General features: G+C 69.4%; 23 protein-coding genes. 11 read left to right on the forward strand and 12 right to left on the reverse strand.

Annotation, left to right across the window (positions count from 1 at the left end; all coding sequences use genetic code 11):
* The first annotated feature begins 119 nt into the window (after nt 1-119).
* The gene (locus tag ASF20_RS11020) at nt 120-884 is read left to right on the forward strand and encodes an alpha/beta fold hydrolase (RefSeq protein WP_056274129.1); all 765 of its coding nucleotides are present in this window, start codon (nt 120-122) and stop codon (nt 882-884) included.
* 17 nt (nt 885-901) lie between these two features.
* Here ASF20_RS11020 and ASF20_RS11025 read toward each other — a convergent pair whose 3' ends face one another.
* The 9 genes from ASF20_RS11025 to ASF20_RS11065 all read right to left on the reverse strand — a co-directional run bounded on the left by ASF20_RS11025 (nt 902) and on the right by ASF20_RS11065 (nt 7,001).
* A complete protein-coding gene (locus ASF20_RS11025; RefSeq protein WP_056215796.1) occupies nt 902-1,663 on the reverse strand; it encodes an ABC transporter permease in 762 nt (253 codons plus the stop codon).
* A complete protein-coding gene (locus ASF20_RS11030; RefSeq protein ID WP_056215793.1) occupies nt 1,660-2,586 on the reverse strand; it encodes an ABC transporter ATP-binding protein in 927 nt (308 codons plus the stop codon). The genes ASF20_RS11025 and ASF20_RS11030 overlap by 4 nt, the downstream gene beginning before the upstream one ends.
* A gap of 128 nt (nt 2,587-2,714) precedes the next feature.
* The gene (locus ASF20_RS11035; RefSeq protein ID WP_200927220.1) at nt 2,715-3,200 is read right to left on the reverse strand and encodes an ATP F0F1 synthase subunit B; all 486 of its coding nucleotides are present in this window, start codon (nt 3,198-3,200) and stop codon (nt 2,715-2,717) included.
* A gap of 92 nt (nt 3,201-3,292) precedes the next feature.
* Nucleotides 3,293-3,856, reverse strand: coding sequence for an ATP synthase subunit B (locus ASF20_RS11040; protein WP_056215787.1), 564 nt, complete (start codon nt 3,854-3,856; stop codon nt 3,293-3,295).
* A gap of 106 nt (nt 3,857-3,962) precedes the next feature.
* Nucleotides 3,963-4,190 (reverse strand): F0F1 ATP synthase subunit C, encoded by a 228-nt coding sequence (locus tag ASF20_RS11045; protein WP_018044493.1) that lies wholly within the window; start codon nt 4,188-4,190, stop codon nt 3,963-3,965.
* Nucleotides 4,191-4,298: 108 nt separating this feature from the next.
* The gene (locus tag ASF20_RS11050; RefSeq protein ID WP_056215786.1) at nt 4,299-5,054 is read right to left on the reverse strand and encodes a F0F1 ATP synthase subunit A; all 756 of its coding nucleotides are present in this window, start codon (nt 5,052-5,054) and stop codon (nt 4,299-4,301) included.
* A gap of 116 nt (nt 5,055-5,170) precedes the next feature.
* Nucleotides 5,171-5,545, reverse strand: a complete 375-nt coding sequence (locus ASF20_RS11055; RefSeq protein WP_056274132.1) for an AtpZ/AtpI family protein — start codon at nt 5,543-5,545, stop codon at nt 5,171-5,173.
* Between the two features lie 227 nt (nt 5,546-5,772).
* Nucleotides 5,773-6,426 carry a thioredoxin domain-containing protein gene (locus tag ASF20_RS11060; RefSeq protein ID WP_056215780.1) on the reverse strand — a complete coding sequence of 218 codons (654 nt, stop codon included), beginning with the start codon at nt 6,424-6,426 and terminating at the stop codon, nt 5,773-5,775.
* Between the two features lie 89 nt (nt 6,427-6,515).
* The gene (locus ASF20_RS11065) at nt 6,516-7,001 is read right to left on the reverse strand and encodes a DciA family protein (protein ID WP_056215776.1); all 486 of its coding nucleotides are present in this window, start codon (nt 6,999-7,001) and stop codon (nt 6,516-6,518) included.
* Between the two features lie 175 nt (nt 7,002-7,176).
* On the opposite strand from ASF20_RS11065, the gene mutY reads away from it, so the two are divergent.
* The gene (mutY, locus tag ASF20_RS11070; RefSeq protein WP_056274136.1) at nt 7,177-8,532 is read left to right on the forward strand and encodes an A/G-specific adenine glycosylase; all 1,356 of its coding nucleotides are present in this window, start codon (nt 7,177-7,179) and stop codon (nt 8,530-8,532) included.
* A gap of 10 nt (nt 8,533-8,542) precedes the next feature.
* Here the strand turns inward: mutY and ASF20_RS11075 are convergent, their stop codons facing one another.
* Entirely contained in the window at nt 8,543-9,754 is a 1,212-nt protein-coding gene (locus tag ASF20_RS11075; RefSeq protein WP_277996199.1) for a site-specific DNA-methyltransferase, read from the reverse strand.
* Nucleotides 9,755-10,022: 268 nt separating this feature from the next.
* Nucleotides 10,023-10,202, reverse strand: coding sequence for a hypothetical protein (locus ASF20_RS11080; protein WP_056274138.1), 180 nt, complete (start codon nt 10,200-10,202; stop codon nt 10,023-10,025).
* A 155-nt stretch (nt 10,203-10,357) separates the two neighbouring features.
* Between ASF20_RS11080 and ASF20_RS11085 the strand changes: the two genes are divergently transcribed.
* The 7 genes from ASF20_RS11085 (at nt 10,358) to ASF20_RS11115 (ending at nt 18,421) form a co-directional block, all read left to right on the forward strand.
* Entirely contained in the window at nt 10,358-10,714 is a 357-nt protein-coding gene (locus tag ASF20_RS11085; protein WP_056274143.1) for a septal ring lytic transglycosylase RlpA family protein, read from the forward strand.
* A gap of 77 nt (nt 10,715-10,791) precedes the next feature.
* Complete coding sequence (locus ASF20_RS11090; RefSeq protein ID WP_056215767.1) at nt 10,792-11,106, forward strand: polyhydroxyalkanoic acid system family protein; 315 nt, start codon at nt 10,792-10,794, stop codon at nt 11,104-11,106.
* 89 nt (nt 11,107-11,195) lie between these two features.
* Nucleotides 11,196-11,423 (forward strand): hypothetical protein, encoded by a 228-nt coding sequence (locus ASF20_RS11095; RefSeq protein ID WP_056215764.1) that lies wholly within the window; start codon nt 11,196-11,198, stop codon nt 11,421-11,423.
* A gap of 81 nt (nt 11,424-11,504) precedes the next feature.
* Complete coding sequence (locus ASF20_RS11100) at nt 11,505-13,328, forward strand: ATP-binding cassette domain-containing protein (RefSeq protein WP_056274145.1); 1,824 nt, start codon at nt 11,505-11,507, stop codon at nt 13,326-13,328.
* Between the two features lie 99 nt (nt 13,329-13,427).
* Entirely contained in the window at nt 13,428-15,392 is a 1,965-nt protein-coding gene (locus ASF20_RS11105; protein ID WP_082501288.1) for a BON domain-containing protein, read from the forward strand.
* A 22-nt stretch (nt 15,393-15,414) separates the two neighbouring features.
* Nucleotides 15,415-15,696 carry a hypothetical protein gene (locus ASF20_RS11110; protein WP_056215754.1) on the forward strand — a complete coding sequence of 94 codons (282 nt, stop codon included), beginning with the start codon at nt 15,415-15,417 and terminating at the stop codon, nt 15,694-15,696.
* Nucleotides 15,697-15,859: 163 nt separating this feature from the next.
* Nucleotides 15,860-18,421, forward strand: a complete 2,562-nt coding sequence (locus tag ASF20_RS11115) for an HWE histidine kinase domain-containing protein (RefSeq protein WP_056274149.1) — start codon at nt 15,860-15,862, stop codon at nt 18,419-18,421.
* Here ASF20_RS11115 and ASF20_RS11120 read toward each other — a convergent pair.
* Entirely contained in the window at nt 18,418-19,035 is a 618-nt protein-coding gene (locus ASF20_RS11120; protein ID WP_056274152.1) for a biliverdin-producing heme oxygenase, read from the reverse strand. The genes ASF20_RS11115 and ASF20_RS11120 overlap by 4 nt on opposite strands.
* Nucleotides 19,036-19,175: 140 nt before the next feature.
* On the opposite strand from ASF20_RS11120, the gene ASF20_RS11125 reads away from it, so the two are divergent.
* Nucleotides 19,176-19,619 carry a DMT family transporter gene (locus ASF20_RS11125; protein ID WP_056215746.1) on the forward strand — a complete coding sequence of 148 codons (444 nt, stop codon included), beginning with the start codon at nt 19,176-19,178 and terminating at the stop codon, nt 19,617-19,619.
* 97 nt (nt 19,620-19,716) lie between these two features.
* Complete coding sequence (locus ASF20_RS11130) at nt 19,717-20,178, forward strand: tellurite resistance TerB family protein (protein WP_056215742.1); 462 nt, start codon at nt 19,717-19,719, stop codon at nt 20,176-20,178.
* The last annotated feature ends 207 nt before the right edge of the window (nt 20,179-20,385 follow it).

Genomic DNA, 20,385 nt, shown 5'->3' on the forward strand with positions numbered 1-20,385 from the left:
GCGGCAGGGCAACCTGCCGCCGCTTTCATGTGCGCCCATGCGCCACCGGAGGGCTTCCGTCCACGCGCCCGACGGTTCAAGGAGGCGGGACCATGCCCCGACCGATAAGGCCCGAGCCCATGCAGCGCTTCGATTCCGACGGTGTTTCCCTCGCCTACATCGACGTCCCCGCCGTCGGCGGGTCGGGCGACCCGGTCCTGCTGATCCACGGCTTCGCCTCGAACCATGCGGTGAACTGGGTCAACACGCTCTGGGTCCGGGCCCTGACCCAGGCCGGCTACCGCACCATCGCCTTCGACAACCGGGGGCACGGCGAGAGCCAGAAGCTCTACGATCCGGAGGTCTACGGCGCGGACCTCATGGCCCAGGACGCGCGCCGCCTCCTCGACCATCTCGGGATCCCCAAGGCCGATGTCATGGGTTACTCGATGGGCGCGCGCATCGCCGCGTTCCTGGCTCTCGATGCGCCGGAGCGCGTCCGTTCGCTGCTGCTCGGCGGTCTCGGCCTGCATCTGATCGAGGGCAAGGGCCTGCCCGACGGGATCGCCGAGGCCTTGGAGGCGGAGCCCGGCGCACCGGCCCCGAACCCGACGGCCGCCGCGTTCCGCACCTTCGCCGAGCAGACGAAGAGCGACCTGCGGGCCCTGGCCGCCTGTATGCGCGGCTCGCGCCAGACCCTGTCGCGCGCCGAAGTCGCCGAGATCTCGTCACCGACCCTGGTGACGACCGGCACCCTCGACACCGTCTCGGGCTCGGGTCCGGCGCTGGCGGCGCTGTTCCCGAACGGCACCGCCCTCGAACTTCCGAACCGCGACCACAGCACGGCCGTGGGCGACCGCGGTCACCGCACGGGCGTCCTCGATTTCCTGGCCCAGCGGCTCTGAGAGGGCACTACCGCGCCTCAGGTCTTCAGGCGGTAGCCGGTCCGGAAGATCCAGGTCACGCCGGCGAGGCACAGGATCAGGAAGATCAGCGCCATGGTGAGGCTGACGCCGACGCCGACATCCGACGTGCCGAAGAAGGACCAGCGGAAGCCGCTGATCAGGTAGACCACCGGGTTGGCGAGGCTCACCGCACGCCAGAACGGCGGCAGCATCTCGATGGCGTAGAAGCTGCCGCCGAGGAAGGTCAGCGGCGTCACGATGAGGAGGGGCACCAGTTGCAGCTTCTCGAAGCCGTCGGCCCAGAGGCCGATCAGGAAGCCGAACAGGCTGAAGGTGACCGCCGTCAGGAGCAGGAACAGCACCATCACGAAGGGATGTTCGATCCGCAGGGGCACGAACAGGGCGGCGGTGGCCAGGATGATGAGGCCGATGAGGATCGATTTCGAAGCCGCCGCGCCGACATAGCCGAGCACGATCTCGAGCGGCGAGACGGGCGCCGAGAGGATCTCGTAGATCGTGCCGGCGAAGCGCGGGAAGTAGATGCCGAACGAGGCATTGGCGATGCTCTGCGTCAGGAGCGAGAGCATCATCAGGCCGGGCACGATGAAGGCGCCGTAGGCGACCCCGTCCACCGAGGCGACCCGCGAGCCGATGGCCGCTCCGAAGACCACGAAGTAGAGCGAGGTGGCGATGACCGGCGCCACGATGCTCTGCAGCGCCGTGCGCCAGAAGCGCGCCATCTCGAAGCCGTAGATGGCGCGGACCGCGTACCAGTTCATGCGCGTTCCTTCACGAGGTCGACGAAGATCTCCTCCAGCGAGGACTGGCTGGTCTGGAGGTCGCGGAAGCGGATGCCGGCGGCGGCGAGGTCGGCCAGCAGCGCCGTGATGCCGGTGCGCTCGCCCTTCGTGTCGTAGGTGTAGACCAGATCCTGTCCGCCCGGCTTGAGGGTGAGATCGTGCCGCGCCAGAGCGGGGGGCAGGGCGGCGAGCGGCTCCTGCAGGTTCAGGGTCATCTGCTTCTTGCCCAGCTTGCGCATCAGCTCGGCCTTCTCCTCCACCAGGATGATCTGGCCCTTGCGGATCACGCCGATGCGGTCGGCCATCTCCTCGGCCTCGTCGATGTAGTGCGTGGTGAGGATGATGGTGACGCCCGTGTCGCGCAGCGAGCGCACCAAGCGCCACATGTCGCGGCGCAGTTCCACGTCGACGCCGGCGGTGGGTTCGTCGAGGAAGAGGATGCGCGGCTCATGGCTCAGGGCCTTGGCGATGAGCACCCGCCGCTTCATACCGCCCGACAGAGTCATGATCCGCGCGTCGCGCTTCTCCCACAGGGAGAGGTCGCGCAGGACCCGCTCGATATGCGCCGGATCCGGCTTGAGGCCGTAGAGCCCGCGGCTGAAGCTCGTCGTCGCCCACACCGTCTCGAAGGCGTCGGTGGTGAGCTCCTGCGGCACGAGGCCGATCATGCGGCGGGCCTGGCGATAGTCCCGGGCGATGTCGTGCCCACCCGCGAGGATGCGGCCGGCGCTCGCCGTGACGATGCCGCAGACGATGCTGATCAGCGTCGTCTTGCCGGCCCCGTTCGGACCGAGAAGCGCGAAGATCTCGCCTTCGGCGATGTCGAGGTTGATGCCGTCGAGGGCTTTGAGGCCCGAGGCGTAGACCTTGGACAGGTTCTGGATCGCAATGATCGGCTGCATCGAAACTCCGCTGCGGCGTGGCGCCGGCGCGATCGGGGCGGCCTTCTAGCACGCTGCCGGCGTGGGACGGCGCCGAAAACGAGAAAGCCGCCTCGCGGCGGCTTTCCCTGGTGTCGCAGAGGGAAGGATCAGGCCCGCAGGCGGGTCCGAACCTCGCCAAGGCTCTGGCGGACGAGGCCTTCGGCCGTCTCACCCTGCATGCGCTCGCGCAGGATGACCTCCGAAACCTTCACCGCGGCGTCGGCAGCGGCGGCCCGAACCTGGGCGGTCGCCTGGACCTCGGCCTGCGCGATCTTGGTCTCGGCCGACTTGGTACGACGGGCGATGAAGTCGTTCAGGCGCGCATGGCCCTCGTCGGCGATCCGCTGGGCCTCCTCGCGGGCGGACGCCACGATGGCCTCGGCCTCGCGCTCGGCCTCGGCGCGGCGCTTCTTGTAATCGGCGAGGACGCCAGCGGCCTCCTCACGCAGGCGACGCGCCTCGTCGAGTTCGTGGCGGACGCGCTTGGCCCTGCCGTCCAGCCCCTTGGTGATCTGGTTGAAGCCGCCGACCTTCCAGACCACGGCCATGAACAGGACGAAGGCGACTGCGACCCAGAATTCGGCTTCCAACAACATGCTCGTCGTCCCAACTCGATGGTGTCCAGCGGTCCGGCGGGGTCTTCGCCCCTCGGGTCCTGCCGGTCAGGTATGGTTTGGCGTCCGCCTCAGTGCGGGAAGGAGACGCTGTCGAGGGCCTTGGCGAGGGCGGCCTCGTCGGGGCTGCGGCCCGTCAGGCGCTCGACGATGGCCGAGGCCGTCTCGCCGGCGATGCCGCGGACGTTGCCCATGGCCTCGGCGGTGCGGGTGCGAAGCGTCGCCTCGGAGGCGGCGATGCGGGCGTTCAGCTCGGCCTCGAGCGCCTTCCGCTTGGTCTCGGCTTCCTGCGAGAGGGCCGTGCGGGTCTCGAGGGCGATGGCCTGCGCCTTGGCCTGCGCATCGCTCAGGGATTTCTCGTAGGCGGCTCCGGCGGCATCCGCCTCGGCCTTCAGGCGCTGCGCCTCGTCGAGATCGCCCGACAGACGCACGGCGCGGTCGTGCAGGATGGCCTGGATGCGCGGCAGCGCGATCTTGTCCATCAGGTAGTAAAGCAGCCCGAAGGCGAGGGCGAGCCAAATGAGCTGGGACGCGAAGGTGTGGCTCTCGAAGGGCGGGAAACCGCCGCCATGTTCGGCGGCCGGCGTCGCGACGAAGCCTTCATGCGTTGCGGTCGAATGGGCCGGCTGAGCCATGACGTCCTTCGCGTAAATTCAAGGAGTGGGGACCGGACGCCTCTGCCATCCCTGCGGGAGGCGGCGTCCGGTCCGGTATCGGTTCGAGATCCGTGACGAGCGTGTCTTAGACGGCGAACAGGAGCAGCAGCGCGACGAGCAGCGAGAAGATGCCGAGCGCTTCCGTGAGGGCGAAGCCGAGGAGCAGGTTGCCGCGCTGGCCGTCGGCGGCCGACGGGTTGCGGAGCGCGCCGGCGTAGAACTGGCCGAAGAGGTTGCCGAGGCCGATGGCGGCGCCCGCCATCCCGAGACAGGCGAGGCCGGCACCGATGTACTTGGCAGCTAAGGGATCCATCAAATTGCTCCTGGTGTCCGTGTCGTCGTTGCGTGGAGAGAAATCCGGCCGCGATCGCGAACCGGGGACGGAAGGGGGTGTCCCGGCCCTCGGCCGGGATGACCCGGCTCAGTGGCCGGGATGCAGGGCGTCGCTGAGATAGATCGAGGCGAGCGTCGCGAAGACGTAGGCCTGCAGACCGGCGACGAGGAACTCGAGAGCCGTGACGGCGACGCTGAGGGCCAGGGGCAGCGGCGAGATGGCCCCCCAAGCGCCGGCGGCGAGCAGCGCCGGGACGAAGCCCGCGAAGATCTTGAGCGCGATGTGACCGGCCAGCACGTTGGCGAAGAGACGAACCGCGAGGCTGATCGGACGCGAGATGAAGGACACGATCTCGATCGCGACGATCATCGGCAGGAGCCAGCCGGGCACGCCCGACGGAACGAACACCTTCAGGAACTTAGTGCCGTGGGCCATGAAGCCGTACACGATGACGGTGCCGATCACGAGGAAGGCCAGCGCGAAGGTGACGATGATGTGGCTGGTCACCGCGAAAGCGTAGGGGATCATGCCGAGCATGTTCAGCACGAGCACGAACATGAAGAGCGAGAAGATCAGCGGCATGAAGCGCTCGGAGCCGTGACCGGCGGATTGGCGCAGGGTCGAGCCGATGAACTCGTAGAAGATCTCGGCCATGGACTGCATGCGGCCCGGCACCACCGAGCGGCGGGCGGTGGCCACGACGGTGATCAGCGCGATGATCCCGACAGCGGCGAACATGTAGAGCGCGGACTGGGTGAACGCGATCTCCTGGTTGCCGATATGACCGAAGGAGACCAGCGGCTTGAGCTCGAACTGGTGGATCGGATCCATCTTTACGGCCATTGCCGCTCCCGCCCTTCTGACTCTCGGCCGGCCAGAAGGCCCGCCACCACCGGTGCCGCGCGAGCGGCATGATTTCAATTCGGTTCGCCGCGTGCGCGGCGCTTCCCCGAGAACCGCTAGCGGTCCTCTTCCTTGGTCGGCACCTTGGGAAGAGACCCCGAGGCGCGCATGACGTTGTAGACGCCGGTGACGAACCCCAGCATCAGCAGGACGATCAGTCCCCAGGGTTTCGTCCCGAGGTAATGATCGAACATCCAACCGAGAATGCCCCCGGCGAGGACGCCCGCGATGAACTCGGTCGAGAGCCGCATCGCCTGGCCGAGAGGAGAGGGCCCGGCCGAAGGACCGGGACGCGTCGAATGACCGGGAGGGGCACTCGGCCGCTTCCGCTCAATCTGCGTCTCAAGACGTTTGAGCCTCTGAGAGAGGTCCGCGTCCAGTGCTTTCTTCCGCCCGTCCCCGCCTTCGTCCGCAGTTTCGTTGCCGCTCACGGCGAGAACTCACATTGGCGAGAGCGGAGGGAACCGGCGGAACGCCTCCTTCAAGCGGGGCGCACCATAGTTTCGCCCACCTTGGGTGTCAAGGCGCCCTCGACCTTACGTAAGATATTGTTGCACCACGAGAAATCGGTGTTTTGCCGATCCGCCCCCAGGTGTTCTCGCACCCGGCCGACGGCGGCGGGCGAGGCCGTCGCCGCGACGGACCCGCTTCGGGAATCTCAGGCGCCCAGGAGGGGCTTGATCACCTTCTCCATGCCCTCGATGGTCATCTCGCCCTTGAAGCGCTCGCCGTTGATGAAGAACGTCGGGGTCGAATCGACCTTGAAGGTGTCCATGCCCTTCTGCTTGACCGCGTTGACGGCGCCGTAGAGCTTCTGGTCCTTCAGGCAGGCCTCGAACTTCTCCTTCGAGAAGCCGGCCTGGCGCAGCATCTGCTCCATGGCATCCACCGGCGATTGCGGCTTCTGGACGTAGGCCCAGGCCTGCTGCTGGTCGAAGAGCAGATCTGTGATGGGATAGTACTTCGCATCGCCGTCGCAGCGCGCCAGCATGAAGGCCGCCGTCGCCAACGGGTCGAGGGGGAACTCGCGGAGGGTGAAGCGCACCTTGCCGGTGTCGATGTAGCGCTCCTTGAGGGCCGGCCAGGTGTTCCTGTGGAAGGCGGCGCAGTGCGAGCAGGTCATCGAGGCATACTCGATGATCGTCACCTTGGCGTCCTTCGGGCCGAGCCAGACGTCACCGAGCGGACCGGGCTCCATCAGGGTCGACAGGTTCGCGTCCTCCGCCGCGGCCGGGAGGGTGAACCGGGGCAGGAGGATCGCCGCGCCGACGGCAAGGCCGGTGGCTTTCAGGGCATCGCGTCGGGTGATCATGATCGGGAGGGCTCCGGTCGCGGACCAAATCTTCTCGTCAGCGATGCGGTAGAATCCTGCAGGCGTCCTGACAAGGCTGCGCGGCGCGCCTAGCGCTTGTGTGTTGTCGCCACCACCGCCGTTCCGAGGCGGTCGAGGGCGTCTCGCAGGGCGTCGTGCTCGATCGCCTGGACCGCAAGCGCCACTTCGCCGCGGCGGACGGGATCCACCACCGGCGGCGCGGGGCGACGCCCGATCCGGTCGACCCGTCCCTGGCGCATCACGATCTTGCCGACGCAGGCCCAGCCGTAATGGGCATTGATGCGCTGGATCACCACCGGCGCGAGGTGCTGCAATTCGAGGGCGAACACGCCTTCGACCCGAACCACGAGGGTGCCGGGATCGGGGCGCCCCTCCTCCTCGCGCCGACGCCGGCGCGGCCATTCGAGCTTCGAGGGCTGGCAGTACCGCGCGAGCCGCTCCCCGACGATCTCGGGCCAGGCGGCCAGAATGTCGGTGGAGGCGAACCCTTGCGCCGCGAAGGCGGGGCCGATGCAGCCCTCCAGCAGCTCGGCGAGGGGTTTGACACGCGCCATGCGCAGGGTTTCCGTAGTGTCCGACCGGGACGAGATCGAGGCTCCGATATCGCCCGCAATGGTTAGCATGCCGTTCCGTCCGGCCGAAGCGGGGCGCCGCCCCCCCCGCCCGACGACACGTTCAGGCAGGTCGGCCCTGGAGAAGTCGGCCTTGGACGCACCCGGCCGGCGGTCTATGGACGAGCTTCCCCATCACGCGCCGGTGCCCGTGCCCCACACCTCAGTTCCAGCCCCCGAGGCCGCGGATCTCCTGACCTGGTACGACCGGCACCGCCGCGTCCTGCCCTGGCGGGCGTTGCCGGGCGAGACGCCCGATCCGTACCGGGTCTGGCTCTCGGAGGTGATGCTGCAGCAGACCACGATCGCGGCCGTCAAACCCTATTTCGCGAAGTTCCTGACGCGCTTCCCCACCATCGACGACCTTGCTGCGGCGCCCGAGGAGGCGGTGATGTCGGCCTGGGCCGGGCTCGGCTACTACTCCCGGGCCCGCAACCTGCATGCCTGCGCCCGGGCGGTGGCGGAGGCCGGGCGTTTTCCCGACACGGCCGCGTCCCTGCGCAAGCTGCCGGGCATCGGCGCCTACACGGCGGGCGCCGTCGCGGCGATCGCGTTCGACCGTCAGGAAGCGGCGGTGGACGGCAATGTCGAGCGGGTGATGACCCGGCTCTTCGCCGTCGAGACCACCCTGCCGGCGGCCCGCCCCGAGATCCGGGCGCTGACCCAGGCCCTCGTGCCCGCGGACCGGCCCGGCGACTTCGCCCAGGCGGTGATGGATCTTGGCGCCACGCTGTGCACGCCCAAGCGCCCGGCCTGCGCCCTCTGCCCCTGGATGGCCCCCTGCCGCGCCCGGGCCCTCGGCCTTCAGGAGACCTTCCCCAGGAAGGTGAAGGCCGTGAAGGGCACCCTGCGCCGGGGTGCGGCCTTCGTGGCGATCCGCAGCGGCGACGAGGCGGTCCTGCTGCGCACCCGGCCGCCCGAGGGTTTGCTGGGCTCCATGGCCGAACCACCGATGAGCCCCTGGGAGCCCGACTACGATCCGGCCCAGGCCCTCCTGGACGCGCCGCTCGACGCGCGCTGGCGGCGGCTGCCGGGCCTCGTCCGACACGGCTTCACGCATTTCCCCCTGGAGCTGACGGTGTTCGTCGCCAAGGTGGCGCTCAGCACGCCGCCGCCGCCGGGCCTGCGCTTCACGCCGCGCCGCGACCTCGACGAGGAACCGCTGCCGGGCGTGATGAAGAAGGTCCTGGCACACGCCTTCGATCCGAAGCCGGAGGCCGCGGAGCCGCTAGCGGAAAGGGCTGCCAAGCGCGGCAGGCCGAAGGCGATGCGGAGCCTCACGGATACGCCGCTCTTCGCCGAGCCCGAGCCGGAGGCACCCGCTGCGTCGCCGCGCTTCCGCCCGGTGCCCAAGCCCGCCCCGCGCCCGGCGCCAGCCCCGATTCCCGACGGGTCGATCGACGAGTTCGAAGGCCCGGCCGAGGCGGCACCCCCGGCCGCCCCCCGCAGACGGGGACGACCGCGGTCGCGCTGACCGGCGCCCCTCAGGCGGCCGAGCCCATGGCGGAGCGCATCTGGGCGCGGAAGACGTCGATGAGCACCGGCTTGCCGTTCCGGGTCGCATGCCAGAAATCCCAGCCGTTGCAGGCCGGAAAGCCCTGCACCAGGGCGCCGATCTTGTGGATCGAACCCGTAGCCGGTCCGGCCATCAGGGTGCCGTCGGGACGCACGATGGCGCTGTGCCGGCCGCGCGCGTCGGTCAGGGTCTCGCCGGCGCGGATATGCCCGGCCTCGATGACGCTGAGGAAGGCGACGCGGGGCTCGGCGCGCTTGCTCGGAGCCACCAGCAGGGCGGCCTGCGACAGGGGTTCGACGGCGTCGATGCGGGCGCGGGCCGCCTCGGCGTAGACCGTCTCGCGCTCGATGCCGATGAAGTGCCGGCCGAGGCGTCTGGCAACCGCACCGGTGGTGCCGGTCCCGAAGAACGGGTCGAGCACCACGTCGCCGGGATTCGTCGCCGACAGGAGCGTGCGGGCGAGCAGTGCCTCCGGCTTCTGCGTCGGATGGACCTTCTGCCCGTCGGCGCCCTTCAGGCGCTCGTCGCCGGTGCAGAGCGGGATGAACCAGTCGGACCGCATCTGGACGTCGTCATTGCCGCCCTTCAGCGCCTCGTAGTGGAAGGTGTAGCCCTTCGACTCCGCGGAGCGGGAGGCCCAGATCAGGGTCTCGTGCGCGTTGGTGAAGCGCTTGCCGCGGAAGTTCGGCATCGGGTTGGCCTTGCGCCAGACGATGTCGTTGAGGATCCAGAAGCCGAGATCCTGCAGCGTGGCGCCGACCCGGAAGATGTTGTGGTACGAGCCGATGACCCACAGGGTGGCGTTCGGCTTCATCACCCGGCGCGCGGCCGCCAGCCATTCGCGGGTGAAGGCATCGTAGGCGGCGAAGGTCGAAAACTTGTCCCAGTCGTCGTCGACCGCGTCGACCCGGCTCTGGTCGGGACGCAGGAGCGCGCCGTCCCCGAGCTGAAGATTGTAGGGCGGATCGGCAAAGACGCAGTCGACGCTGGACGCCGGAAGGGCGTTCATCGCAGCGATGCAGTCTCCGACGAGAATCTCGTCGAGGGGGAGACGGTCTTCGAGAGGAAAACGCTTGGCGGCGGGTACGAGACCCATCCGCGGCGCCGACACGGGCCGCCCGGTACGCGAGACACTTTTCCGGGCGACGGTGTCGGCAACCGCGGTACGCAGGGAAGCCATGGCAAACACCGGTTACGCGACTGACCGGCAGACCTTGGCCCCGTTAACGTAAAGGGCGGGTTGCCGGGACGAAGACAAGGCGTCTCGATTTGGGGCTGCAATTTTTGCCGGGTTGATCGTTCGAATGGACACGAGGCTATTGCGACAGCATCGCCGCTCGAACGAGCAGGTTTCGAAAGATCTGAGAGACCGGCCGCAACCGTCCCAGCGGACCCTGTAGCGGCCCAGCCGGTGCCACGATCGGCACCGGGTCCACCCAGCCTGGACCTCACAGCTCCGCCGAAAGAGAAAATTCGTCTCCGGCGCCCCTCGCGACCCCGTCGCAGACCAGGGTTTCACTGAGCGCAACGCTGATTTCGTTTTTCCGCATCCCACCGATGCGCAGCGACGCCGGCTGCAACGCGGTCTCGGCGACTTCACTGGTGTTCCAGCATTGCCGTTTCGTCATCGCAAAGCCCGCGGATATTCGACAATATGGCCACACACAACCAGTGATGAATAAACCGTTATAGCCTCAATTCCGGCCCCGGCCGCCACATTTGTCCGGTCTCATTTTGGCCCTGTTCCGCTTCATTTTGCCGGCCATCCGAAACAACAAAGGGAATGCGGATGACCATCAAGCCTGTTCGTGGGGCCGCTGCCATCATCGGGACCGTCGTGACACTTGCCGCCGTTCAGCCAGCCAGCGCCCAGAGCGGTGCCGCCTCCTGGTACGCGAGCGGCCATCGGACGGCGAATGGCGAGCGCTTCAATCCGAACGGGATGACCGCCGCCCATCGCACGTTGCCGTTCGGCACCCGGGTCCGGGTCGAGAACAAGCGCAATGGCCGTTCGGTGGTGGTGCGCATCAACGATCGTGGCCCGTTCATCCGAGGCCGGATCATCGATCTCGCCAAGGGCTCGGCCCGCGCCCTCGGCATGGGCGGCACGACCTACGTCGCCCTGAGCGTGGTGAACTGAGCTTATCGGGCCGGTCGGCGTTGTGAGAGGGACCGGCCGGCCCCATCTGGGCGGTGAAACCGAGAGCTCAGACCCTTATGGCAAAGCCGCTGATCGTCGAAATCCCCCATGAACTCGGCCTGGCCGAAGCCCGTCGGCGCATCGCGGACGGGATCACCCAGGCCGACGGGTTGTTCGCCAAGGCGGGTGTCGCCGTCGAGAAGATGGCCTGGACCGACGACCGCCTCGACTTCGCCATGGCTGCCCTCGGCCAGAAGGTCGACGGGCAGGTGGATGTTCGCCCCGAGACCGTGCGGGTCGAGGTCCGGCTGCCGCTGTTGCTGGCCCTGTTCGCGCAGCAGATCCAGAAGAAGCTCGGCAACGAGGGCAACCTGCTCCTGACCAAGAAATGACGGGCGCCGCCGGCATCGCGCCCGGAACCTCCCTCGGCGACGGACTGTTCCACCGGTCCGCTCCCCGAGGCTCTTGAGAGGCGCAACCGATGTCGAACCCCGGCCCGATCCCCGAAGTCCCGGTGCCCGAGACGCCCTACGAGGCGCCTCAGACCCCGCCCCCCGGCCCGGACACCCCCGGGACCGACGTGCCGGGGACGACCCCCACCGAAGCGCCCGACGTGACGCCCACCGAAATCCCGGTCAACGATCCGGATATCGGCCCGGCCATCGCCCCCGATCCGATGCCGACGGGCCCCGCCAACCCGACGATGTGAGCGGGGCACGACCGCGGGTTTGCAAGGGCATTCCGATTCCGGGTTTGTTCGAAGGCGCGGTCGCTGCCATAAGCCGGCCCCATGGCCGCTCCCCCGCTCCTCACCCTCCAAGACGTCGCGCTCACCTTCGGCGGCACGCCGCTGATCGAGCGCGCCGAGCTCGCGATCTCCCCCGGCGAACGCACCTGCCTCGTGGGTCGCAACGGCTCGGGTAAGTCCACTTTGATGAAGATCGCCGCGGGGCTCGTGGAGCCCGACCGGGGCGTGCGCTTCGTCCAGCCCGGCACCACGATCCGCTATCTGGCGCAGGAACCCGACTTCTCCGGCTTCGAGACGACCCTCGATTTCGTCGAATCCGGCCTGACCCACGGGGATGACGCCTACCGGGCCCGCTACCTGCTCGAGAGCCTGGGCATGACCGGTGCCGAGAACCCGAAGAGCCTCTCGGGCGGGGAGGGGCGGCGGGTCGCCCTGGCCCAGGCCCTGGCGCCGGAACCCGACATCCTGCTCCTCGACGAGCCCACCAACCACCTCGACCTGCCGGCCATCGAGTGGCTCGAATCCGAGCTGAAGAGCGTGCGCGGCGCCCTCGTGCTGATCAGCCACGACCGGCGCTTCCTGTCCGCCCTGTCGAAGACCACGATCTGGCTCGACCGCGGCGTCACCCGCCGGATCGAGCAGGGCTTCTCCACCTTCGAGGCCTGGCGCGACGCCTTCTTCGAGGAGGAGGAGCGCGACCGGCACAAGCTCGAGCGCAAGATCGCCGACGAGGAGCACTGGCTGCGCTACGGCGTCACCGCCCGGAGGAAGCGCAACGTGCGCCGCCTCGGCAACCTTCATGCCCTGCGCAAGGAGCGGCGCGAGGATCGCCGGCCCGTCGGCACCGCGACCATGACCTCGACGGAGGCCGAGAGCTCCGGCGCCCTGGTGATCGAGGCCAAGCACGCGGCCAAGGCCTACGGCGCCCGCAAGATCGTCGACGATCTCTCGCTTCGGGTGATGCGCGGCGACCGCCTCGGCATCGTCGGGGCCAACGGCGCCGGCAAGACCACGCTGATCAACCTGCTCACGGGGCAGCTCCCGCCCGCGTCCGGCACGGTGGCGCTCGGCACCAACCTCAAGATGATGCTCCTCGACCAGGCCCGTGCGGTGCTGGAGCCGACCATGACGGTGACGGAGGTGCTCACCGGCGGCAGCGGCGATTCGGTGAACGTCGGCGGCGTCAGCCGCCACGTCATCGGCTACCTCAAGGATTTCCTGTTCGCGCCCGAGCAGGCCCGCACCCCGGTGAGCGTCCTCTCGGGCGGCGAGCGCAACCGCCTGCTCATCGCCCGCGCCCTCGCCCAGCCCGCCAACCTCCTCGTCCTCGACGAGCCCACCAACGATCTCGACCTCGAAACCCTCGACCTCCTGCAGGAAATGCTGGCGGATTATTCCGGCACCCTGATCCTGGTGAGCCACGACCGCGACTTCCTCGACCGGGTCGTCGGGAGCGTGCTGGTCAGCGAAGGGGAGGGCCGCTGGGTCGAATATGCCGGCGGCTACACCGACATGATCGCCCAGCGCGGGGAGGGCGTGCAGGCCCGGGCGGCCGCCGGGCGGACCGAGAAGGCGGAGGCCCGCGCCGACGCGAAGGATCGCGCCAAAGGCGGCGATGCGGGAGCCCCGGCCGGCAAGCCCAAACTCGGCTTCAAGGACCAGCACGAGTTGAAGACCCTGCCGGACCGGATGAAGAAGCTCGAATCCGATATCGCCAAGCTGCGCGAGGTCCTGGCCGATCCGGGACTCTACGCGCGGGACCCGGCCCGCTTCGCGAAGGCGTCGGATCTGCTCGGCGTCGCCGAGACCGAATTGGCCAAGGCCGAGGACCGCTGGCTCGAACTGGAGATGCTGCGCGACGCCTGAGCGACGCTCACGCGGCGCCCCGGCCTTCATGATGCCGTGAACGCCGTGTGAAGTGCCGCCCTGGCGTTCGCTCCCGCGCGCCTGCCACCGGGGTCCGACGTGTCCGCCGCTTACGCACTCCGTGACCGATCCCGCCGCCTCGGCTGGGCTGCCGGCCTGCCCGGCCTCGCCCTGATCCTCGGCTTGTCTGCTGCCTGGTTCACGCCGCGCCTCGAGTCGCAACTCGGCGAAAAGGCCGATGCGGTGGCTCGGGCGACGGCGACGCCCGGTGCCGAGCCGTGGCTGCGCGTGTCGGTCGAGGGGCGAGACCTCGTGGTCACCGGCGAGGCGCCGGATGCCGCGACCCGCGATGCGGCGTATCAGCGGCTCGCTGCCCTCGACGGTGTCCGGCGAATCGTCGGCCCCGTGGGCGTGGTCGAGCCGGCTTCGCCCTTCCTGTGGATCGCGACCAAGGGCAGGGACGGGGTCGACGTGACCGGCGTGCGGCCAGCCGAAATCGGCCCGAGCGCCCTGGCCGAGCAACTCTCCCCCGCCCTCGACCCCGGAACCGGTCTGCACGACCGCGCCCGCGCCGCCCTCGGCGCGCCACCGGACTTCGCCGCAGCGGCCGCCTATGCCCTGGCGCGGCTGCGTGCCCTCGCGCCCGGCGGCCGGGTGATGCTGGAGGACATGCGCCTCTCGGTCGTAGGCGAGGCGGCCTCCATCGCCGACGACGAAGCCTTGCGGACGGCCCTGGCCGATCTGCCGACCGGCTATGGTCTGGGCCAGATCGAGATCCTGCCGGCTGTCGTTCCGGATTTCCGCTTCGTCGCGTCTCGGGAGCCGGGGGGCACCCTGACGCTCTCGGGCCACGTGGTCTCGGACGCGGCGCGCGCCGAGATCCGGGCGCAAGCGGCACAGGCCTCGGAGACGGGGCGGATCGAGGACCGGATGCGCAGGGCGCGTGGCCTTCCGCCCGGGGTCGATGCAGCCGCGATGGCGCGTTTCGCCCTGAAACTCGCCGCATTGCTGCAGGAGGGGAGCGTCACCGTCGCCGATGCGCGGATCGCACTCGAGGGCGTCGCCCTCGACGCCCAGGCGATCCCCGAGATCGAGGGATTGTTGCGCGAGGGGATGCCCGCCGGGCTGAGCCGGGGCGGCGCGACCCTGAGCACCCGACCGCTCTCGCGCTATCAAATCCTGCTCCGGCGCGACGCGGAAACCGTGACGCTGTCCGGCCACCTGCCGGATGCCGAGGCGCGCGAGGCCCTGCTCGGGACCTTTCGTCCACGGCTGTTCCGCGAGCGCCTGATCGACCGCACCCGCCTCGGCGAAGGGGCCCCGCCCGAGCTCGCCCGGGTGCTGCGCGCGACCGCCACGGCCCTCACCCTGCTGGGGCGGGGCGAGGCCCGGTTCGCCGATCGCGCGATCACCCTGACGGGCGAGAGCCTGTATGCGCAGGGTGGCCGGCGCGTTTCCGAAGACCTGTCGGCCGCGATGCCGCCGGGCTGGACCGCGGAGATCTCGGTGACGACCCCCGACGCAGCGTCGGCCTGGACACCGGAGCGCTGCGTCGCTGCGCTCGGGACCAAGCTCATGGGCCAAGCCCTCATATTCCCGCCCGGAAGCGCGATTCTGACGCCGGCCTTCTACCCCCTCCTCGATGGGATTGCGGCCCTGGGCAAGACCTGCCCGACCCTGCGCCTGGTGGTCACGGGCCATCTCGATCCGAGCGGCGCCACCGCGGCACCGAAGCCTGTCGTCGAGACCGCGGTGGACAGCACGGCGTCGCTCGACGCGGGCAAGGATGCCGGCAGAGCACCTAGCAAGGCACCGGCCGGATCCTCCGGCTCGCGTGCCTCGGATAAGGCGCCCGGCAAGTCCAATCCGAAGGACAAGGCCGTCAGGACCGAGGCGAAGCCGGCGGCTCAACCGGAGCCCGCTCCCGATCTCGCGCAGGGCCGTGCCCTCGCGATCGTGGAGTATCTGCTCCAGGCCGGCCTTCGTTTCGAACAGGTCGCTGCCGCCCCGGCCGGCTCGCCGCGTCCGGCTGGCCAGGGCGTCGGGATCGAGTCACGGTCATGACGATCCGACGGAGGCGAACGGCGTGACGCTCCTGGCAACCCTGCTCTGGCCCCTCGCGGCCGCCAGCGCCCTCCTCGGCGGCGCCATCGGCGCGCTGACGGGCCTGCCGCGGACACCGACTGCGCGCCGGAGCGCCGGCCTTCTCGTCCTGGCAGCGGGTCTGGCCGGCGGCCTCGCCGCCGGAGGCTTCCTTTCGGGACGGGCAGGCTTCTGGCTGGAGGCCGGGGCGCTCGGACTCGGGTCCTACCTGATCGGAGCGATCCTGGCGGCCGGGGTCACAGACCGGATGGGCACCCGATCGTGAGACGACGAATCCCGTCGGCGTCGCGCCGGCCTGTGGCATCCGCAACACAATCGACTCGAAACTGCGTCCGTTGCCCGACCATCGAGGAGACTTTCCGGACGGTCTGTCGTTGGTCTCGACGCGCTTCTCCGAACGGACATGGGACCGGCGAATCAGAGACCTGATGATCGAATCTTCAGCACGTCCCCGACCTGTGGACCTCACGTCATGCGATCGGGAACCGATCCACATCCTCGGCGCGGTTCAGCCCTTCGGTTTCCTCATCGCGGTCTCCCCGGACTGGATCGTGGTCCGGGCCTCCGAGAATGCCGCCGGGTGGTTGGGGCAGGCGGGAGCCGATGTGCTCGGCCTTCCCCTGGCCGACCTGATCGACGCGGAGGCGATCCACCTGATCCGCGGTCACCTTCAGGCCCTGCGCGGGCCCGATGCCATCGACCGGATTTTCGGCACCGTCCTGCAGGCCGGAGGTGCCCCCTTCGACATCGCGCTGCACATCTCGGACGGCATCATCGTCATCGAGGCCGAGCCGAGCGTCAGCGAACACCTCAACGCCGGCAATCTTGTGCGCAGCATGGTCGGACGCCTGCAGCAGACGGTGGGTTTCGACCCGTTCTGCCGGGAGGCCGTGCGCCAGATGCGGGCGCTCACCGGCTTCGATCGCGTCATGGTCTACCGCTTCGACCCGGACGGCTCGGGGGTGGTGATCGCCGAATCCGCACGCTCCAGCCTCGCCCCCTATCTCGGACTGCATTACCCGGCGTCGGACATCCCGAAACAGGCGCGCGCCCTCTACGAGCGCAACTGGCTGCGCATCATCGCGGATGTCGATGCCGAACCTGTCGCCGTGCTGCCGCAGCGCGATCCCCACGGCCGACCCCTCGACCTGTCGATGAGCACCCTGCGCACGGTGTCGCCGATCCACCTCGAATACCTGCGCAACATGGGGGTGGCGGCCTCCCTGTCGGTGTCGATCCTGCGGGGCGGCAAGCTCTGGGGCCTGTTCGCCTGCCATCACACCGAGGCCCGCCACATCTCGCTGGAGCGCCGAACCGGCGCCGAACTGTTCGGGCAGATGTTCTCGCTGATCCTGGAAAGCCGGGAGCGCGAGGCGGAGGCCGCCTACGAAGGCAGTTCCCGGGCGCTGCACGACCGACTGATGGGTGCGCTCGCCTCGGGCGGAACGAGCCTCGAGAACATCACCGATTTCCTCGACGACATCGCAGGAATCGTCACGTGCGACGGCATCGGCGTCTGGGTCAACGGCGAGATCACCCTGCGGGGGGCGACCCCGACGGCGGAGGAATTTACCGGTCTCGTGCGCTTCCTCAACCGGACGGCCGCGAGCCGGGCCTTCGCCACCCAGGAGATCGGCGCGGTCCATCCCCCGGCCGCCGACTACCCCGAGCGGGCCGCGGGACTCCTGGCGATCCCGATCTCGCGGGCGCCGCGGGATTTCCTGGTGTTCTTCCGTCGCGAGATCGCCCGCACCGTCACCTGGGCCGGCAATCCGGAGAAGCCGGCGAGCCTCGGACCGAACGGTCTGCGCCTCACGCCCCGCAAGAGCTTCGAGGCCTGGACCGAGGTGGTCCGGGGGCAGGCCGCCCCCTGGAGCGCGGTGGACCTGCGCATCGCCGAGGCCCTGCGCATCACGCTGCTCGAGGTCATCCTGCGCCTCACCGATTCCGCCGAGAAGGAGCGCAAGACCGCGCAGGAGCGCCAGGAGCTCCTGATCGCCGAGTTGAACCATCGGGTGCGCAACATCCTCAACCTGATCCGGGGCATCGTCGCCCAAAGTCGCTCGGGGTCCGACAGCGTCGAGGATTTCGCCGGCGTCGTCGGGGCGCGCATCCAGGCCCTGGCCCGGGCGCACGACCAGATCACCACCACGAACTGGGGACCGGGTTCCCTGCGCGACCTCATCACCCTAGAGGCGGAGGCCTATCTCGACCAGCAGGCGGGTCGGGTCCGTCTGGACGGCACCGATGTCCTCCTGGATCCCCAGGCGTTCTCGACGCTTGCCCTGGTCATCCACGAGTTGATGACGAACTCGGCGAAGTACGGCGCCCTGTCGGAGGGGGTCGGACAGGTGGACGTGGCCTGGGAGCGCGATGCCTCGCAGTGCCTCGTGATCCATTGGCGCGAGAGCGGCGGCCCGCCGGTGAAGCCGCCGAGCCGCCGCGGCTTCGGCACCACGCTGATCGAGCGCTCGATTCCCTACGAGCTGAAAGGCGAGGCGGAGATCACCTACGAACTCACCGGCCTGCGCGGCCGCTTCGCCGTGCCGGCGCGCTACGTGCGGGCCGCACCGACCGTCGCCGCCCCCCTGTCGCGGGAGCGCGACCGGACGCCCGAACTCGATGCCGCGGCGTTGTCCGGAACCGTCCTGGTCGTCGAGGACAACATGATCATCGCTCTGGAGGCCGAGGAGATCCTGTCCACCCTCGGGGCGAGCGCGGTCGACATGGCGGGATCCGTGCACGAAGCCCTGCGGCAGATCGAGGCGGCGCATCCGAGCTTTGCCCTCCTCGACGTCAATCTCGGCGCCGAGACGAGCCTGCCGGTCGCCCGACGCCTGATCGCGGCCGGCGTGCCCTTCGTCTTCGCGACGGGCTACGGCGAGAGCTTCCGAATCCCGTCCGAGCTCGGCGCCGTGCCGATGATCAAGAAGCCCTACACCGCGGATACCCTACGCCGGGCCCTGGCGAGCACGCCCCCCCGGGACTAGCCCGGCGCCTGCGCCGCCTCGAACAGCGCGAAGGCACGTTGCGCACCACGGATCGCGGCGGCGTGATCCGCGACCGGGCGCGTCCCGAGCCAAGTCGCGAAACTCGGCCAGAGGCGGAGCCCCGCGCCGTGCCGGAGGAAGCGGGCGTTCCCGTGGACCAGCGGGTCCGGGCTCGCCAGGACCTGACGGAGCAGAACCTGGCCGCCGAGGCGCGAACCTTCCAGAACGTAGAGGAGACCGGGCGCCTCGGCGCTCGACAAGGTGGGGGGCAGGGGGGCGGGCGCGACCTCCGGAGGGGAAATCGCCAGCCCGGACAGGTCGGCCTGCAGGACCGTGGACCGGCGGCGGGCCGCCCAGTCCGGCGGCAGGTCGGCGGCATCGGCCCCGTCGAGCCAGGTCTCGATCTGCACGAAGGGGTCACGCATCGCCGACAGGAAGCGCACATAATCGGCTCGCCGACTCAGGTCGTAGGCGACGAACCCCGCATCGAGGCGCCGATGGGCCGCATCGGTCTCGGCGCGCAGGGCGAAGCGAAGATCGCGCGGTGCATCCGCACCACCCCGCCGCGGCTCCGGATCTCCCGCGTCGACGGACCCCCTGGCCGTCCCATCCATACCGCGTTTCCCTGTTATTTGGCCCCGTCGCCGTTCTTAGCCGATCTCGGGCCCCCGCCAAGGACTTATCACAGGGTACCTGCACGACCCCGGCTCGCTCTCGCGGCCCGGTCCGCAACGCTGAAGGCCCAGGATCGACCATGTGGCTCCTCTACGGTTTCGTCCTCCTAGCCGGCATCGCGAACGCAGTGCAGTCGGGCGTGAACGCGACGCTCTCCAAGAACCTGGCGCAGCCCTTCGCCGCAGGCATCGTCGTCTCGCTGGCCGGGGGCGCGACCCTCCTCGCCCTCGGCCTGGTCCTCGGTCGTTTCGCCTTTCCGAGCCTCGGCGACATGCGGGCCGTGCCGCTCTGGGCCTGGTTCGGCGGCGTGGTCGGGGCGCTCCTCATCCTGTCCCAGCTGTTCGCCGCGCAGCAGATCGGGGCCGCGCCCTATCTGGGGCTTCTCATCACCGCCGGCGTCATCACCTCCATCCTGCTCGACCATTTCGGCTGGATCGGGTTCGAGCAGCATCCCCTCACCCTCTGGCGCGCCCTCGGGGGCGTGCTGATGATCGGCGGTATCGCGCTGGTGGCGCTGTTCTGAACCGACGGACGCTTGTCATCGGCGCGTGGAACCGCGATGCCTGCCGCGGCGTCGATGCCGCGCCCCGCAACGATCCCGTCCGTGTCCAGAGCCCCCAATGAACATCTTCCAGGACATCGTCAGCCGCTTCAGCCAGACCGTGACGGCCTATGCCGGCGATACGGTCCTCATGCAGGCGATGGTCTCCGCCGCCGCCAACGTGATGGTCGCGGACGGGGAGATCGCCAGCGCGGAATTCGATACGGCGCTGGCCGGCCTGCAGGCCAATCCCATCCTCGAGAAGGGCTACGACCGGCTGATGCTCGAGAGCGAACTCTACGACGGGATCGCCCGTGCCCGGACCCGGGCGGGCCGGGCCGAGAACCTGCGCCGCGTCGCCGCCATCGAGGGCCGGGGGCAGGAGGAGCGCGAAGCGACATTCCTGATCGCGGCGGACGTGGCCGACCTCGACGGCATCGCCGACGTGGAGGCGCAGGCCCTCGAGGAAATCGCCACCGCGCTGGGCCTGGACCGGGCCGCGTTGCTGGCCGCATCCCCTGTCCGACGCCCGGTTCCGTAGCGTGCCGGAGCGCCTTGTCCCGCAAAGCCCTTGATCAAAGGACGGCAAGCCTCTAAGCGGGCCCCCGTCTTTCGCCCGGCTCGACAACGCGTCGAGCGACAGCCCGGGCGACCGCTCGTGTGAGCTTGCCGCAGGAAAGAGACGATGGCCAAAGAGAAATTCGCGCGTACGAAGCCGCACTGCAACATTGGCACGATCGGTCACGTG

This window comes from Methylobacterium sp. Leaf88, from assembly GCF_001422795.1.
GTDB lineage: Bacteria > Pseudomonadota > Alphaproteobacteria > Rhizobiales > Beijerinckiaceae > Methylobacterium.

Bases quoted from the DNA above. Each gene is read 5' to 3' on its own strand.
- ASF20_RS11020 (WP_056274129.1), top strand. From the start codon at position 120: ATGCAGCGCTTCGATTCCGACGGTGTTTCCCTCGCCTACATCGACGTC.
- ASF20_RS11025 (WP_056215796.1), bottom strand. From the start codon at position 1,663: ATGAACTGGTACGCGGTCCGCGCCATCTACGGCTTCGAGATGGCGCGC.
- ASF20_RS11030 (WP_056215793.1), bottom strand. From the start codon at position 2,586: ATGCAGCCGATCATTGCGATCCAGAACCTGTCCAAGGTCTACGCCTCG.
- ASF20_RS11040 (WP_056215787.1), bottom strand. From the start codon at position 3,856: ATGGCTCAGCCGGCCCATTCGACCGCAACGCATGAAGGCTTCGTCGCG.
- ASF20_RS11045 (WP_018044493.1), bottom strand. From the start codon at position 4,190: ATGGATCCCTTAGCTGCCAAGTACATCGGTGCCGGCCTCGCCTGTCTC.
- ASF20_RS11050 (WP_056215786.1), bottom strand. From the start codon at position 5,054: ATGGCCGTAAAGATGGATCCGATCCACCAGTTCGAGCTCAAGCCGCTG.
- ASF20_RS11060 (WP_056215780.1), bottom strand. From the start codon at position 6,426: ATGATCACCCGACGCGATGCCCTGAAAGCCACCGGCCTTGCCGTCGGC.
- ASF20_RS11065 (WP_056215776.1), bottom strand. From the start codon at position 7,001: ATGGCGCGTGTCAAACCCCTCGCCGAGCTGCTGGAGGGCTGCATCGGC.
- mutY (WP_056274136.1), top strand. From the start codon at position 7,177: ATGGACGAGCTTCCCCATCACGCGCCGGTGCCCGTGCCCCACACCTCA.
- ASF20_RS11075 (WP_277996199.1), bottom strand. From the start codon at position 9,754: ATGGCTTCCCTGCGTACCGCGGTTGCCGACACCGTCGCCCGGAAAAGT.
- ASF20_RS11080 (WP_056274138.1), bottom strand. From the start codon at position 10,202: ATGACGAAACGGCAATGCTGGAACACCAGTGAAGTCGCCGAGACCGCG.
- ASF20_RS11085 (WP_056274143.1), top strand. From the start codon at position 10,358: ATGCGGATGACCATCAAGCCTGTTCGTGGGGCCGCTGCCATCATCGGG.
- ASF20_RS11090 (WP_056215767.1), top strand. From the start codon at position 10,792: ATGGCAAAGCCGCTGATCGTCGAAATCCCCCATGAACTCGGCCTGGCC.
- ASF20_RS11095 (WP_056215764.1), top strand. From the start codon at position 11,196: ATGTCGAACCCCGGCCCGATCCCCGAAGTCCCGGTGCCCGAGACGCCC.
- ASF20_RS11100 (WP_056274145.1), top strand. From the start codon at position 11,505: ATGGCCGCTCCCCCGCTCCTCACCCTCCAAGACGTCGCGCTCACCTTC.
- ASF20_RS11115 (WP_056274149.1), top strand. From the start codon at position 15,860: ATGATCGAATCTTCAGCACGTCCCCGACCTGTGGACCTCACGTCATGC.
- ASF20_RS11120 (WP_056274152.1), bottom strand. From the start codon at position 19,035: ATGGATGGGACGGCCAGGGGGTCCGTCGACGCGGGAGATCCGGAGCCG.
- ASF20_RS11125 (WP_056215746.1), top strand. From the start codon at position 19,176: ATGTGGCTCCTCTACGGTTTCGTCCTCCTAGCCGGCATCGCGAACGCA.
- ASF20_RS11130 (WP_056215742.1), top strand. From the start codon at position 19,717: ATGAACATCTTCCAGGACATCGTCAGCCGCTTCAGCCAGACCGTGACG.